Raw genomic sequence first — 15,223 nt, 5'->3', positions numbered from 1 at the left:
CCTCGGTAAAGCCTGGCTCGATTACTGTAACGGCTGCTGCTGGGAGAATCCCCCGGTGGACCCGAAACCGTCGGCGCCGCGCACCGTTTCGTCCAGGTCGGCCACGGGGATGAAACGGGCCGTCTCCACGCGCTGGATGACCAGCTGCGCGATCCGGTCCCCGCGCTTGAGCACGATGGGTTCGGTGGCGTCGGTGTTCAGCAGCGTGACCGAGATTTCGCCACGGTATCCGGCATCGACGGTGCCCGGCGCGTTGACGACGGTCAGCCCGTGCTTGGTGGCCAGGCCCGAGCGCGGGTGCACCAGGCCGACGTAACCGAACGGCAGCGCCAGGGCCACACCGGTGGGCACCAGCGCACGCTGTCCCGGAGCCAGCGTGAGATCCACGCGGGCGCGCAGGTCAGCGCCGGCATCGCCGGGGTGGGCGTAGGACGGGGCCTCAAGGCCCTCATCCAACATTTTCAGGGCAATATCGACTGTGGTGTCGGACATCGGGTGGCGAACTCCAAGCATCGGGATCGGAAACGGGGGGCGGGGAGCCGTAGGTCGATCCCCGCGCGCGTGCCTTGCACGCCCGCATCAACTGTAGTCGTTCCCACACCTGCGTGCCCCGCCACCGGGCGAAAACGACGCGCCGCAGCACATATGCTGGAAGGCATGCACGAAAACACCTCAGCACCCGTGTCAGCCACCGTCCAGTACAGCGAAAAGCTGTGGCCGGCCTGGTGGATCTGGATCGTTGTCCTCGGTCTGGCCGGCACGGCCAGCGTTGCCTTCGTCCCGATCGGACTCGGCGTGGGCCTCACTGCCGGAATATTCACCCTGGTGACGATGCTCGTCCTGCTCATGATCTCCACTCCGTCCATCATTGTCACCGATACCCGGGTGCAGGTCGGCCGCGCTTCGATCGAACGTGAATTCATCGGCGCCGCCTCGGCACACCGCAGCGACGACGCGTTCCAGGAGCGCGGACCGCGCCTGAACGCCACAGCCTTCATGTGCATCCGCGGCTGGATCGACCCAGTGGTGCGCATCGAGATCACCGATGAGCGCGACTCCACCCCGTACTGGCTCACCTCCACCCGCCGCCCCGAGGAACTGGTCAAGGCCCTGGAATTCGGCGGCACCCCCGCCCACTAGCCGCAGATCCCCCGTCCGCGTGAAAACGCCGATGGCGGCGGCAGCCCTCGGGCCACCGCCGCCATCGGCGCGTTGCCAGGGGATCAGCCCTCGCAATCCTTGCAGTAGAACATTCCGCCCTTTTCGCGGGCCACCTGTGAACGGTGGCGCACCAGGAAGCAGGAGGCGCAGGTGAACTCGTCGGACTGGGCCGGCATCACATGGACCAGCAGTTCCTCGCCGGAGAGGTCGGCGCCGGGCAGCTCATAGCTGTCGGCGAGCTCCGCCTCGTCCTCGTCGACGACGTTGGAACCGGAGTCCGCCCGCCGCCCCTTGAGTTCCGGCGGGGCGGAAGCCTCCTTGAGCTCTTCTTCGGTCTTGCGCGGCGCGTCGTAGTCGGTCGCCATAGTTGCTGAATCACGCTCCGGTCATTGCTGCTGATAAGTGGTGGCGGGCACTGGTCCGGCCCGAACCGGCGGGCCCCGGGGGCCCCGTTTTCTCCCGGCGTTGGTACAACACCGGCGGGCCCGCTTTTGTGCCCGTGACGCACAGATTGTTCACTATCGGCACCGAAAAAGCCAATCGGTGCCCCCCGCGGACGCACGGGGGCACCGGATGCGGGAAATAGCCGCATCGATGCGCGCCACACCTGAAGATACCGTAGGAAAACCGGGTGCGGGGTGGCAGAGTTCTACTCGAGAAACACAATGGTTTGTGGAGGGTGTATACATGCGTCAACTCCGACTGGTGGGCATCCACGAGAACGGCGAGGAGCTGCTGCTGAGCAGCGACGACGGATCGGGCTTTGCGCTGCCGATCGACGAGGCACTGCGTGCCGCGCTGATCCGTGCCGCCCGGGCCGACCGCGGGACCCCCGAGGGCTCCGTCCTCGCACCCCGGGAAATCCAGACCAGGATCCGCTCGGGCAGCACCGCCGCACAGGTGGCAGCCGAATCGGGAATGCCGCTGGCCCACGTGATGCGCTACGAGGGCCCGGTGATGGCCGAACGCGAATATGTGGCCCAGCAGGCCCGCAACGTGGAAGTCTCGGCCCCGCAGACCCACGAGGGCTACCGTGCCGTATTCGGCGAGGAACCGGCGAACCTCGGCGAGATGGTCGCGCACCGCCTGCACGCCTTCGGCATCGAGGCGTCCTCGTTGAACTGGGACGCCTGGCGGACCAACGACGGGGCCTGGGTGGTGGTGGCCGAATTCGACCTGGCCGCGGCCAACGACCGGACCAACATCGGGAGCATCGACGAGGACACCCAGGCGCGCTGGTCCTTCCACCCGGCACGCAAGTCGCTGCAGAACTCCAACCGCTGGGCCCAGGTGCTCAGCGAACTGGAGCCGCTTGACGCACCCGCCGCCGGCCGCCGTCTCACCGCGGTGGCGGATTCCCCCTTCGACGTGGACGCGGGGGCGGACGATGCCGGCTTCGAAGCCGCCGTCGCCGACTCCGAGGAACTGCTCGACGTGTTGCGTTCGCGCCGCGGACACCGCCTGGGCACCGACGAGGACGCCGACGACCAGCTCGCCATGATGCTCTCCCGCGGCCCGATCCCCTCCGCGCACCCGCGCAGCCACGATCTGGACGACGAGCTCTCCGGCGACGAGGACTTCACGCTCGTCGACGACCCGGAGGAGCTCGACGGGCTGCCGCGGCTCTATGACGGGGTATCAACCCGCACCAGCCACATCACGGTGGTCCCCGGCCCGGGAGCCCGCACCGTGGGCCACGCTGAACCCTCCGCCACACGCCCCGCGGACGAGCTGATCCCGGATAAGTCAGACGACGACGGGCCGGTCAAGAAGAAGCTGCAGCGCCGCTCCTCGGTGCCCAGCTGGGACGAGATCGTCTTCGGCCGCAAGAACGACTAGCTGCCCACGCGAAAAGCGGGGCCGGTTCATTGAACCGGCCCCGCTTTTCGTTCCAGGCTCAGCGCCGGGGCGCCACCAGCGTCAACAACGGGACCTCGCGCTCGGCCCGCGTCAGCGACCCGTGCTGACCGACCATGTTGAACGATTCGGGCTTGGCCCGACGCCCATCGTAAAACGCCACCTCATCGGCGGCCAGCACCAGCAGGTCGCCGATCCGCGGGCGCACCGCATCGTCCACGGCACCGAATAGGCCGTGTTCGATGGCCGCCTCGCGGTCCAGCACCCAGGCCTTTTTCCCAAAGCGGGCCCGCCAGGCATCGGCAACGCGGGTCCGGGTCTGCGCATCGGCTTCGGCGGCGAAATGCAGCTGCACCCCGCGCGGTTCACCGGCGGTGACTTCGACTCCCTGGAGCAGCTCGGGGAACTGCGAGTAGTCGATCCGGTGCTGCTGCGCCACATCGACCATCCCGTGGTCGGCCGTGAGCAGCAGCAAGGTCCCGGCCGGCACCCGGGCGGCCAACGTCTTCATCGACGAGTCCAGGTCTTCCAGCGCTTCTCCCCACTGTCGGGAGCCGGCACCGAAGCGGTGCCCGGCCTTGTCCAGCTCGTTCCAATAGCAGTACATCAGCGCGCTCGGGTGCTTGGCCAGGATCTCGGTGGCCGAACGCACGCGGGCCTGCGGGCTGGAGGCCTGGACGAAATCGCCCCCGCGGAGTGCGGCCCGGGTCAGCCGGGAGCCGGCGAATTGCGGCAGGCTGACCGTCGACACGTGGATGCCGTGGTCCACGGCCGCCTCGAAGACCGTGGGGTGCGGCTGCCAGGAAAGCGGGTCCAGGTCCTCGGGCCAGTTGCCCAGCTGATTGACCAGGCGCCGGCGTTCCGGATCCAGCACGTCGTAGCCGACCAGCCCGTGCCGTCCCGGGGGCAGCCCGGTGCCGAACGATGCCAGCGAGACGGCAGTAGTGGTCGGGAACGCGGCCTGCAGCGTGCGCGATCCGTCCAGCTTCTGGCGCAGGAACGGGGCATGGCCGCCGCGGGATTTCAGCAGGGATTTGCCCAGCCCGTCGGCCATCACCACACAGATCCTCCGGGCCGCCGGAAGCCCGAGCGTGTTCTCGAATCCGGGCACGCCCAGGACGGCCGCAGCGCTGGGCAGCACCTGGTCCAGCGTCGCTCCGCCATAGGGCGGTGCCGGTGGTAGGTCCATGGCGGGAACGTATCCGGCGTTCATCCGCCCTCTAGCCCTGGTGCAGGCCGCGGGCAAATCGCGAGCCGACGCGGCCGCGCTGCTCGGGTGCCACCGAGGGCGCGTGGACCTCGGCTGGTGAGATGCTGGCCCGGCGCAGGGCCTTGGCGAACGTGCGCGCGTCCTCCACGGCTCCGGCTCCGTCCGCCTCGGCACTGACGCGCAGCACCAGGTCCTCCTGCTGCGAGGTGCCGGTGTAGCCGTGATCGGCATCGCACTCAGGATCCCCACACCCGGCCGGTGCCAGGTCGATGCGCTGGCCGCCGGACCAGGACATGCCCACCGTCAATTCGCGGATCTTGTCGCTCGACTTGTAGTTCTGCGGCTGGTGGTAGACGTAGCTGAGCACCACGGAAGCGATCCGGGAGACGGGAATCGTTTCGGTGGACACCTGCGCCATCACCTGTTCGCCCATGTCATCGAGCATCTGGTCATCGACGTGGGCTATCACCAACACGTCGGCGGTGAGCACCAGCACGGTAATGTGGCGGTGCACCTCGTTGCGGTCGAAGTGCGTTTCGAGGTGGATCAGGTGCGACACCGGGTCGCGGCCGTCCAGCGCGTCCTCGACGACGTCGGCAACCATGCGCGGGTAGAAGCCCGCGCGGTCCAGGGCACTGTGCAGGTCGCGGCCGGGGGCCGAAGTTCTGGAGGTCATGGCATCCAGTCTACCCAGCACCCACGACACGATGACCCGCGGCGGCCCGGCATGACATCCCTGAGACCGCCATGACGCCGGACGGGTTATCCACAATCCCGCCCGGACCCCTGGCCACACCCGGCCAAACCGCGCCAAGCCGGGCAGCACGAGTACCAGCCAACCGGAATGCGCCGCCCCGGGAAACCCCGATCCCGCGACGCCGGTGGAGGCTCCCGGGTTCGCCGTGCTCGTCGAGCGGCGGCACCGGGCCACCGTCCGGCGGCAGCTCGCTGCCGACCGGCTCCTGCCCCCACCCGCACGGCAAGCCGCTGTTCTCCAGCACCACCGCCTTCATGACCCGGGTGCTGGGCATCGGCCCGGCGTGGATCCGGCCACCGGTTGGACGCCTCCGCCGTGCTGCTGTCCTGGCGCCGTCCCGACGGATCACCTGCACCAGCTGCCTACCCGCACCTCGCAGGTTTGTTGGATGTCGGAACCGTCGATCCGCAGACGACGCTCGCCGCCGCAAAACGGCTGGACAGCCTTGTCCCGACGCTCGCCAAGCACCCGGATGCGGCGGCTCGCATTGCCGCCGTCGAGGAGGAATTCGCAGCCGCCGTGGCCACCGATTCCCCGCACACCGCCTATAAGGTCATCCAAAACCTCTTCGACGTGGTGGACAACCCACACCTGCCCGAGCATGGAACCCGCACCCCGTTCACCGCTCCCCCGGCCTCGTCCTACGGGCCCGCCGCGGGGTCTGTTCCCCGGCCATCGTTCGATGCCGGCCTGCTCGACGCCGACGGCATCGGGATCTCCGCCCCCGACTGGGCGGTTGAACCCGGAACCCCCGCAGCGAAGCGACCGCGCAGCACGCTCTCCGACGGCCGCGGATGGAGCGACGGCAGCGATCCGATGCTAGGCACCCCTGCCTAGCGCCGGCTGATTGTGCTGATCGGCTACCGGACCCTGCCCGGCCGGCTGGGAATTCGGACCATCTCCGGGGTGCCCTTCGTCATCCCGTTGCCGAATATAGACCCGGCCCGGAGCGCAACCTCTATGGGGATCCGGAGCTTACCGGCAATCCGCACCCTCCGGTACATGAACATGGACCTACGCACGAGAACGAACTCCCGGGCAAGGATCCGCCTGTGCTCCGGAACTTCAATCATCCAAGGCTCTAGGGCCGTGGGCCACCGGCGAGCCGGATCGCCGCGACATGTCCGATCAGCTGGACAGGGCTCGGCGGGCCGAGTCGGTGCGCTGCTCCGGGTTCCCGATCCAGACCTCGGCCGAGAGTACCGTCAGCCCGGAGTCGGAGGCCATCACCGGGTTGAATTCCAGCAGCGAGACCTCGGGGTGCTCGTCTTTCATCCGTGCCACGCGGTTCAGGAAGTCCTCAAGCAGCCCGACGTCCACCGGCGGCAGGCCCTGGTAGCCGAAGAGCCGTGCCGCGGCACGCGGCGTGCGCACCAGTTCCGCGAGGTCCGTGTTGGTCAACGGCGGGATGCCATGGGCCCAGTCATCGAGCAGGTTCACCGCGTCGCCGGCCAGGCCGAAGGAGATCAGCGGACCCAGCAGTGGATCCTCCAGCGCACGCACCACGCACCCCTGCCCGCCGGGGGCCATCGACTGGATCTCCAGCTCGTGGTCGCCGTACGGGGCCAGCGTCTCGCGCATGTGCTCGATGTTGCTCCGCAGCACCGCCTCGTCGGTGATGTTCAGCCGCACCCCGCCCAGGTCAAGGCGGTGACGCAGGTTCGCCTCACGGGTTTTGATGGCCACCGGCCAGCCCAGCCTCCCGGCCGCGGCCACAGCTTGGTCCGCAGTGGCGAACTCGACCGATTCCAGCACCTGGATCCCGTAGCAGGCCAGCAGCGCGGCGGCCTGCTCCCGGGGCAGGCGCAGCAGGTCGGTACCGCCGACCTTCGCACGGGCCGCGTCGATCAACACGGCCGCCCGGTCGGAGTCGATGCCGGCCGGGAGCGTCGGTTCGCCGAAATCACGGGCACGCCACTGGGCATAGCGGACCACGGCGGCCAGTGCGATGACCGCCTGGCCGGGGCTCGAATAGCACGGCAGCCCGAGCTGGTTTCCGGCCTCGGTCAGTTCGGTGTCCAGCAGCCCCTCGACGGGAACAGACGCGTCGGTGATCCCGGTGAACGCCACGACCACCGGTTTGCCGCTGGAACCGGCGCAGCGGCGGATGGTTTCGGCCAGCGCGAGGGTGCTGATTCCCCGGGCCGGGAGCAGGCAGATGACGGCGCTGTGCACCGCTTCGTCTGCCAGCAGCCCGGCCAGCCTGGTCGCCAGCAGCGGCAGCGCCCCGGATTGGCCGTCTTCCAGGGCGATGTCCGAAACGTTGTGGATCACCCGCAGCCCATGCTGCTCGGCGGCATCGGCCACCACCGAGGCCAGCGCGACCGAGTTGGTCAGCACCGCCACGCCATCGCCGGCGGGCAGCGGCTGAGCCGCGACGATCTGCGCGATGTCCATCAGTTCCTCATTGGTCTGCACGCGGATCACCCCGGACTGGCGCAGCATCGCATCCACGGCGCCCAACGGGGCCTGCGTCGTGCGCACGGCATGTCCCGGGGGCAACCGCAGGCCCATGACATCGGACTTTGCGACGATCACCGGTTTGGAGCGCGAGAGACGGCGGGCGATACGTGAGAACTTGCGCGGGTTGCCGAAGCTCTCCAGGTACAGTCCCACCGCGCTGGTGCCGGGGTCGTCCTCCCAGAACTGCATCGCGTCGTTGCCCGAGACATCGGCCCGGTTGCCGGCGGAGATGAACGTCCCCAGCCCCACCGAGCGGCGCGAGGAGGCGGCATAGAGCAGCACGCCGATGGCCGCCGACTGGGAGAAGAGCCCCAGCGAGCCAGGGCTCGGCATGCCCGGCGAGACGGACGCGTTCAGGCGCACGGCAGGGTCGGTGTTGAGCACCCCGAGCGAGGCCGGGCCGATCATCCGCATGCCGTTGGCACGGGCCAGGCGCACCAGTTCGCGTTGGCGCACCAGCCCGTCCCGGCCCTCGTCCTCGTACCCGCCGGTGACCACCAGCAGGCCCTTGACCCCGAAGGCGGCGCAGTCGTTGATGACGGCGGTGATTTCGCTTTGCGGCACGGCGATCACCGCCAGGTCAACCGGTCCGGGCACCTCGGCGAGCGAGGCGTAGGAGATCATCCCGGCCAGTTCGAACGCCTTCGGGTTGATCCCGTAAACCGCTCCGGTGAAGCCTCCCTCGATCACGTTTTCCAGCAGCGTATAGCCGATCGAGCCCCAGGCCCGCGATGCGCCGATCACGGCGACGGAGGAGGCGGTGAGCAGCTCGCGCAGCGATTGGGCCTCCGCGCGGTGTTCCCGCGATTCCATCACGGCGCGGGAGCGCTCGGTCGGGTCGATCGGGAATTCGAGCATCACCACGCCCTCGTCGAAGTGCCGCTTGACCTCGTAGCCGGCCTCGGCGAAAACGGTGAGCATCTTGCGGTTCTCCGGAAGCACCTCGGCACAGAATCGTTCGATGCCGTTCTCGCGGGCCGCCGCCGCCAGGTGTTCGAGCAGGATCGATCCCACGCCCATGCCTTGGTACGCGTCGGAAATGTTGAACGCGACCTCGGCCTGTTTGCGGTCCTCGAGCCGGTCGTAGCGGCCTACCCCGATGATCGCCTCTCCGCGCAGCACCACGAACGCGACGCGGTCCACGTGGTCCACCTCGGTGAAGCGTTTGAGCTCTTTGGCGGTAAGCGCCGATTTGTACGTAAAATAGCGGAGATAGACCGATGCCTCCGACTGGCCCCGGTGCAGCGCCTGCAGGGCGTCGGCATCGGTGGCCCGGATCGGGCGCAAATGGGCCGTGGACCCGTTGCGCAGCACGACATCGGCTTCCCAGTAAGCCGGATATTCGCCCGGTTTGCGTCCATCCACCATAGGCTTAGCCTATCCGCAGTTATCCCCCACAGGGAGTGTTGGACGCGCCGCCGGCGCACACCCATCCGGCGCACTCACCCCCCTTTTCCGGCCCAGGTGCCGGAATAGCCCCGATTCGAGGATCCGAGAACAGCATGGCCCGTAGGAAACAGGAAACACCCGCAGAGGACTTCGTCGAGCACATCGTCGATATCGACGTGACCAGCGAGATGGAGGGCTCCTTCCTGGAGTATGCGTATTCGGTGATCTATTCCCGGGCCTTGCCCGATGCCCGCGACGGACTCAAGCCCGTGCAGCGCCGCATCCTGTACATGATGTCCGAAATGGGCTTGCGCCCGGACAAGGGACATGTCAAGAGCGCCCGCGTCGTCGGTGAGGTCATGGGCAAGCTGCACCCGCACGGCGACACGGCCATCTACGACGCGATGGTGCGCATGAGCCAGTCCTTCGCGCTGCGGCTGCCGCTGATCGACGGGCACGGAAACTTCGGTTCGCTGGACGACGGGCCCGCCGCCCCCCGTTACACCGAAGCCCGGCTCGATGCCGCCGCGGTGGCCATGACCGGGCACCTGGACGAGGACGTCGTGGACTTCGTCCCGAACTACGACAACCAGTTCATGCAGCCCAAAGTGCTCCCGGCCGCGTTCCCGAACCTGTTGGTCAACGGCACCACCGGCATCGCCGTGGGCATGGCCACCAACATGGCCCCGCACAACCTCGGCGAAGTGATTGCCGCAGCGCGCTTCCTGATCGAGGAGCCCGATGCCACCCTCGCCCAGGTGATGAAGTTCATTCCCGGCCCCGACCTGCCCACCGGCGGCATCATCGTGGGCCTGGACGGGATCAAGGACGCCTACGCCACCGGCCGCGGCTCCTTCAAGACCCGGGCGAAGGTGGCGCTGGAGCAGATCACCGCGCGCCGCGCCGGGCTGGTGGTCACCGAGCTGCCCTACATGGTCGGCCCGGAGAAGGTCATCGAGAAGATCAAGGCCGCCGTCACTGCCAAGAAGCTGCTGGGCATCGCCGACGTCGTCGATCTGACCGACCGCAAGAACGGGCTGCGCCTGGTCATCGAGCTGAAGAACGGCTTCAACCCGAATGCCGTGCTGGCCTCGCTGTACAAGCACACCCCGATGGAGGACTCCTTCGGCATCAACAACGTGGCGCTGGTCCAGGGCCAGCCGCGCACGCTGGGGCTGCTGGAGCTGCTGCAGGTCTATGTGGGTCATCGGCTCTCGGTGGTCCGTCGGCGCACTGCCCACCGGCTGGCCAAGAAGCAGGCGAGGCTGCACCTGGTCGAGGGCCTGCTTACCGCCATCGTCGACATCGACGAAGTCATCGCGATCATCCGCTCCTCCGACGAGACAGCGATGGCCCGCACCCGGCTGATGGGCGTCTTCGACCTCTCCGAGATCCAGGCCAGCCACATCCTGGAGCTGCGCCTGCGCCAGCTGACCAAATACTCGCGGATCGAGCTGGAGGCCGAGGCGCAGGAACTGCGCACCGCCATCGCGGAGCTGCAGGAGATCCTGGACTCGGAGCCGCGACTGCGCGCGCTGGTCTCCGCCGAGCTGCAGGAGGTCGCCGACGCGTTCGCCACCCCCCGGCGCACCGTGCTGCTGGCCACCGAGGCCGGCAAGCCGCTGAAGGGCACCACCATGCCGGCAGTGGAGGGCACCGGGAAGAAGGCGCCGCTGGCGCTGGAAATCACCGACGACCCCTGCTGGGTGCTGCTCTCGGGCTCCGGCCAGGTGGCCCGGACCAGCACCCGTGAACCGTTCGGCGACGACGCGCCCCGGGCCAAGCACGATGTGCTGTCCTCGCTGGTGCCCACCAGTGCACGCGGCGAGATCGGCGGCATCACCTCCACCGGCCGCATGCTGCGCCTGCAGGTCGTCGACCTGCCGATGCTGCCGGACACCAACGGGTTCCCGCAGCTGGCCGGCGGGGTGCCCATCGGCGAGTTCGCCCAGCTGGCCAAGGGCGAGAAGATGGTTGCGCTGGTCCCCTTGAACACCGTGATCGGCCTGGGCACGGCCGCCGGCGTGGTCAAGCGGCTGACCCCGGACTACCCGCTGAACCGCGACGAATGGGAAGCGATCACGCTCAAGGGCAAGGACGTGGTCATCGGTGCCGCCCCTGCCGAGGAGGAACAGAACCTGGTCTTCGTCACCACCGGCGCACAACTGCTGCACTACCCGGCCTCCGCTGTCCGACCCCAAGGCCGCACCGCCGGCGGCATGGCCGGGGTCAAGCTGCCCGATTCCGACGCCGCGGTGTTCTTCGGCGTGCTTGATCCGGCCGATCCGCAAGCCGTCGTGGTGACCATCGCCAACGGCAGCAGTTCGCTGCCGGGCACCGGTGCCGGCACGGTGAAGGTCACCGCCTTCGACGAGTACCCGGCCAAGGGCCGCGCCACCGGCGGCGTGCGTGCGCACCGCTTCCTGAAGGGCGAGGACGAGCTGACCCTCGCCTGGGTCGGACGTGGTCCGGCACGGGCCTCCTCCACCGCCGGGGTGCTGCGCGCCCTGCCGACCGAGCACGGGCGCCGCGACGGCTCCGGAGTTCCGCTGGCGCAGGGCATCGACCTGCTCGGCGGACTTCCGTCGGCCAAGGGCGCGGCGGGCACCGGCCCCCAGGGCCTGGGCTCCGGGACATCTGCCGGTCTTCCGGCACCGGGCACGGCAACCCGCGCCCCGCTCGCCGCGCCGGAAACCGATTCGGTGCCGTTTGCCGGCTCCGGCGTCGTCGAGGTCGAGACGAAGCGGGTTACGCCGATTCAGGATTCGCTGCTGGACTGATCCACCACCCGGGGACCACCCGGGCAGACCGCTCCCCGCTGCTCCGAGTCGGTGGCGCAGGAGCGGATGCGGCAAGGGCGGTACCGGCAACCATGGTTGCGGCACCGCCCTTTGGTGTCCTCGGCGCAGTCCTCCTGCCGCGATGGCCTACCGCGCCGCGGCACCTGCGGCCACAGGGGTGCCACGCACTGCGGCCCCCCACCACTCTGGCGAAGTGTCCCGGGGCGCAGCATCCAGGCGCAGCACGGAATCAGCATGGGCCTCCAGCCGCCGGTCGTGGGTGACCAGCACGACCGCCTTCCCGGCGAGCGCCCGACGCAAGTCGGTGATCAGTTCCACCGATTCGTCCTGGCCCAGGTGCGCCGTCGGTTCATCGAGCAGCAGGACGTCGGCCCGCGCCAGCAGCGCCCGAGCCACGGCAAGGCGTTGGCGCTGGCCGCCGGAGAGCCGGTGCCCGCCGGAACCGATCCGGGTGTCCAGCCCCTCCGGACTGGAGGCCAGCCAATCCCCGAGTCCGATGGCCCCGAGCACCTCGGACAGTTCGGCGTCGCTTGGCTGGTCGGCCTCTTCCCGGCCCAGGCCCAGGTTCCGGCGCACCGATGAATCAAAGAGGTGCGCCTCCTGCGGGCACCAGGCGATCCGCGCCGCATCCCCGGCGGACATTCTCCGCCAGCCGCCGCCATCGCCCACCGATAGCGTGCCGGCGCGCGGCGCCAGCGCCCCGAGCATCGCGGCCAGCAGCGTGGACTTGCCGCTTCCCGATGGCCCGGTGACCGCCAGCCAGTGTCCGGGCAGCACCCTCGCGTCGATCCCGCTGAGGACGTCGTTCCCCCGGCCCCAGCCCAGCGTGACGCCCTGGAGCCGCAGGCCCATCGGGGCTGCCGCGGCGGTCCCCGGCCGGCCGGCCGTGGCCACGGATTCGGCCGCTGCACGGATGCCGGCCGTCCCGGTTCCCAGCGAAGATTCGATGCGCCGCAGACCGTCGTCCAGCTGCGGCACCAGCGATGCCGACACGGCGGCATCCGCCAGCGGTTCGGCCATGGCCAGCAGCAGTAATCCGGCCACGGCGGCCATTTCACCGCTTCCGCCCGTCGCGCCCACGGCTACCACCGCGGCAACGGCTGCCAGCGAGCACAACAGCACGCTCGCTCCCTGGCCGAGCCCGGCACCGCGGGCACTGCGCCGCAGCACGGTGCTGGCCCGGGCATCGGCCGCCGTGAATTCGCCGGTCGCCCGATCCACGGCGCCATGGGCACCCAGGTCGGCGCTGGCACGCAGGATCGTGGGGATCCGCTCCCCCAACGCGATCCGGTGGGCCGAAAGTTCCACCGAGTGGCGTTGTTCCACCGCCAGCACCAGCGGCGGTAGCAGCACGAAGGCGAGCACCCCGAGTCCGATCGATACCCCGAGCGCTCCCGGCGCCCAGAAACCGATGCCCACGCTCACTGCCGCCCAGCTCAGCAGTGCCGAAGCCGGAGGAACCAGCACCCGCGGCACCGTGTCGCGGACCTCGTCGACCTCGGCGACCAGGCGGCCCAGCGCGGCACCCGAGCGGGTCATCCTGCCCCAGTGTTCGGGGCGGGTGGAAAGCGCATCCCAGATCCGGGTGCGCAGCGTGCCGGCCCACCGCAGCACGGCGTCGTGCACGGCGAGGCGTTCGGCGTATCGCAGCACAGAGCGTCCGATTCCGAAGGCCCGCACTGCCACAATCGCGACCAGCAGGTGCATGATCGGCGGCTGGTGGCTGGCCGAAACGATCAACCACCCGGACACGCCGGTGAGTCCCACTGCGGCCAGCGCGGCCAGCGCCGCGAGGACGATGCCCACGGCCATGCCCTGTCTCCCGGTCCACGGAAGCGTGCGCAGCATGCGCCAATGGCTGCGGGCGCCCGCTGCTGGCGTCCGGTCACCGGCAGCGGTGGAAGAAAACGTTCCGGGCGCCGGGTGAGTGGCGCTCGCATGCGCTGTCGTCGAAGTCGAAGTCGCCGTCGAAGTCGCGGGAACGATGCTGGCAGGTTCCCCTCGACGCAGCAGTGCTGCCAGCACGGGGTCGTGGCTTGCCACCAGCAGCGCTGTATCCCCGCGCAGGGCCGCCAGCGCCGTGCGGACCGCCTCGGCACTGACCGGGTCAAGATGGGCCGTGGGCTCATCGGCCACCAGCAGCCTTGGCCCGGGCGCGTCCTTGAGATGCAGCAGGGCGCGGGCCACCGCAATGCGGCGCAGCTCCCCCGGGCTGGCATCGCTCAGCCGGGCCCCGATCAGGTGCCCGGCATTCACCGAGCCGAGGACGGCAAGCACCTCGGCGCCATCCACCCGGCGCCCCGCGTGCAGGCGCAGTTCGTCCTCCGCGGTGTCCTGGCTGAAGGCCGGGTGCTGGGAAATCCAGCCCACCGTGTCGGCTCCGGTCCGAAGCATCCCGGTGAGCACTGCCTCGGCATCGGGTCCGCGGTGTTCCAGCACCCCCGCCACGGCGTTCAGCAGCGTACTCTTGCCGGTTCCGCTGGCCGCATCAAGCACCAGCACCCCTCCGACGTCCAGCGTGAATGTCGCCTCGGTGACGACGACGTCGGGACGGGCCCGGTATCCGATCCGAAGACCCTGCGCCCGCACGGCGATACCGTCCATGGGCGCCAGCTCGTCATTCTCCCCGGTTTCCCCGGTTTCCCTGCTGGCCAGGATCTCCCGGGTTCGGCGTAGCGCCTCGGACCCGTCCTCCGCTGAGTGGTAGGCCGAACCCAGTTCCCGCAGCGGTGAGAAGCATTCGGGGGCCAGCATCAGCGCGAGCAGGCCGGCCTCCAGCCCCATGCCGCCGTGGACCAGGCGCACGCCGATGAATACGGCGAGGACCGCCACCGAAATCGTGGCAATCAGTTCAAGGGCCAGGCCGGACACGAATGCCGTGCGCAGCGTGCCCATGGTCGCGCGGCGGTAGTCCTCGGTGACGCGCTCCAGGGCGCGGCCCTTGGCCCCGGCCCGGCGGAGCCCGATCAAGGCCGGCAGCCCCTGGGCCAGTTCCATCAGCTGGTTGGCCAGCCGGTCCAGTCCGACGGCCGCCACGCGGACGCGGTCCTGGGTATGCAGGCCGATCAGGATCATGAAGGCGGGCACCAGCGGCAGGGTAAGGGTGAGGATCAACGCGCTGACCCAGTCGGCGACCAGGATCCGCACCAGCAGCATCAGCGGTATCACGGCGGCGGCAAACAGTGCCGGCAGGTACTTCGTGTAGTACTCGTCCAGCGCGTCGAGCCCGCGGCTGGCCAGCGCCGAGAGCGCCCCGTGGCCCAGCTTCCCGGCCACCCCCGGCTGCCCCTCGAGCCCGGATTTGAGCAGGCGTCCCCGGAGCTGCTCCTTGGCACCGAGGCCCGCGCGGCGGCTGAGCAGTGCAGTGGCCCAGACGGCAAGGGCGCGGGCCAGGGCCCCGGTGATCCCAACCACCAGCAGCCGCCGCACAGACAGCGTCCCTCCGCCAGCCAGTTGCGCGATGCCCGTGGCGAGCGCATCCGCTATCAGGATCAGGCCTGCTGCCTTCAACGCGGCCAGCAGGACCAGTCCGGCGGCGACCCTGCGCCCGCCGGGTCCCTCGGGTAGTTGCGGTTTCATGGCGTC

At 69.5% G+C, this 15,223-nt stretch carries 10 protein-coding genes; 4 read left to right on the top strand and 6 right to left on the bottom strand.

The genetic code is table 11. The features are described from left to right. Positions 1-21 precede the first annotated feature (21 nt). Positions 22-492, bottom strand: coding sequence for a dUTP diphosphatase (dut, locus tag E9229_RS14095; RefSeq protein ID WP_183512249.1), 471 nt, complete (start codon positions 490-492; stop codon positions 22-24). A gap of 165 nt (positions 493-657) precedes the next feature. On the opposite strand from dut, the gene E9229_RS14090 reads away from it, so the two are divergent. Then, positions 658-1,140, top strand: coding sequence for a DUF3093 domain-containing protein (locus tag E9229_RS14090; RefSeq protein ID WP_183512248.1), 483 nt, complete (start codon positions 658-660; stop codon positions 1,138-1,140). 83 nt (positions 1,141-1,223) lie between these two features. Here the strand turns inward: E9229_RS14090 and E9229_RS14085 are convergent, their stop codons facing one another. After that, entirely contained in the window at positions 1,224-1,526 is a 303-nt protein-coding gene (locus E9229_RS14085) for a DUF4193 domain-containing protein (RefSeq protein ID WP_183512247.1), read from the bottom strand. A 322-nt stretch (positions 1,527-1,848) separates the two neighbouring features. Between E9229_RS14085 and sepH the strand changes: the two genes are divergently transcribed. Next, positions 1,849-3,000: a septation protein SepH gene (gene sepH, locus E9229_RS14080; RefSeq protein ID WP_183512246.1), complete on the top strand. Its 1,152-nt coding sequence runs from the start codon at positions 1,849-1,851 to the stop codon at positions 2,998-3,000. A gap of 58 nt (positions 3,001-3,058) precedes the next feature. Here sepH and E9229_RS14075 read toward each other — a convergent pair whose 3' ends face one another. Both E9229_RS14075 and E9229_RS14070 read right to left on the bottom strand, forming a co-directional pair. Next, the gene (locus tag E9229_RS14075; protein WP_246380779.1) at positions 3,059-4,207 is read right to left on the bottom strand and encodes an alkaline phosphatase family protein; all 1,149 of its coding nucleotides are present in this window, start codon (positions 4,205-4,207) and stop codon (positions 3,059-3,061) included. Positions 4,208-4,238: 31 nt separating this feature from the next. Then, entirely contained in the window at positions 4,239-4,904 is a 666-nt protein-coding gene (locus E9229_RS14070; RefSeq protein WP_183512243.1) for a DUF5998 family protein, read from the bottom strand. Positions 4,905-5,285: 381 nt separating this feature from the next. On the opposite strand from E9229_RS14070, the gene E9229_RS14065 reads away from it, so the two are divergent. Next, positions 5,286-5,822, top strand: coding sequence for a hypothetical protein (locus E9229_RS14065; RefSeq protein WP_183512242.1), 537 nt, complete (start codon positions 5,286-5,288; stop codon positions 5,820-5,822). A gap of 291 nt (positions 5,823-6,113) precedes the next feature. Here the strand turns inward: E9229_RS14065 and E9229_RS14060 are convergent, their stop codons facing one another. After that, entirely contained in the window at positions 6,114-8,816 is a 2,703-nt protein-coding gene (locus tag E9229_RS14060; protein ID WP_183512241.1) for a bifunctional acetate--CoA ligase family protein/GNAT family N-acetyltransferase, read from the bottom strand. A gap of 134 nt (positions 8,817-8,950) precedes the next feature. Between E9229_RS14060 and E9229_RS14055 the strand changes: the two genes are divergently transcribed. Beyond that, complete coding sequence (locus E9229_RS14055; protein WP_183512239.1) at positions 8,951-11,617, top strand: DNA gyrase/topoisomerase IV subunit A; 2,667 nt, start codon at positions 8,951-8,953, stop codon at positions 11,615-11,617. A 147-nt stretch (positions 11,618-11,764) separates the two neighbouring features. Here the strand turns inward: E9229_RS14055 and cydC are convergent, their stop codons facing one another. Further along, positions 11,765-15,217 (bottom strand): thiol reductant ABC exporter subunit CydC, encoded by a 3,453-nt coding sequence (gene cydC / locus E9229_RS14050; protein ID WP_183512238.1) that lies wholly within the window; start codon positions 15,215-15,217, stop codon positions 11,765-11,767. Between the last annotated feature and the right edge of the window lie 6 nt (positions 15,218-15,223).

It is taken from the genome of Paeniglutamicibacter cryotolerans (assembly GCF_014190875.1).
Lineage (GTDB): Bacteria > Actinomycetota > Actinomycetes > Actinomycetales > Micrococcaceae > Paeniglutamicibacter > Paeniglutamicibacter cryotolerans.
Note: the sequence above shows the minus strand (reverse complement) of the source record. Positions and strands in the feature narration are given on the sequence as shown.

Excerpts from the sequence above, each read along its gene's own strand:
- E9229_RS14085 (WP_183512247.1), bottom strand. The coding sequence starts at position 1,526 with ATGGCGACCGACTACGACGCGCCGCGCAAGACCGAAGAAGAGCTCAAG.
- E9229_RS14070 (WP_183512243.1), bottom strand. The coding sequence starts at position 4,904 with ATGACCTCCAGAACTTCGGCCCCCGGCCGCGACCTGCACAGTGCCCTG.
- E9229_RS14075 (WP_246380779.1), bottom strand. The coding sequence starts at position 4,207 with ATGGACCTACCACCGGCACCGCCCTATGGCGGAGCGACGCTGGACCAG.
- dut (WP_183512249.1), bottom strand. The coding sequence starts at position 492 with ATGTCCGACACCACAGTCGATATTGCCCTGAAAATGTTGGATGAGGGC.
- E9229_RS14060 (WP_183512241.1), bottom strand. The coding sequence starts at position 8,816 with ATGGTGGATGGACGCAAACCGGGCGAATATCCGGCTTACTGGGAAGCC.
- E9229_RS14055 (WP_183512239.1), top strand. The coding sequence starts at position 8,951 with ATGGCCCGTAGGAAACAGGAAACACCCGCAGAGGACTTCGTCGAGCAC.
- cydC (WP_183512238.1), bottom strand. The coding sequence starts at position 15,217 with ATGAAACCGCAACTACCCGAGGGACCCGGCGGGCGCAGGGTCGCCGCC.
- sepH (WP_183512246.1), top strand. The coding sequence starts at position 1,849 with ATGCGTCAACTCCGACTGGTGGGCATCCACGAGAACGGCGAGGAGCTG.
- E9229_RS14090 (WP_183512248.1), top strand. The coding sequence starts at position 658 with ATGCACGAAAACACCTCAGCACCCGTGTCAGCCACCGTCCAGTACAGC.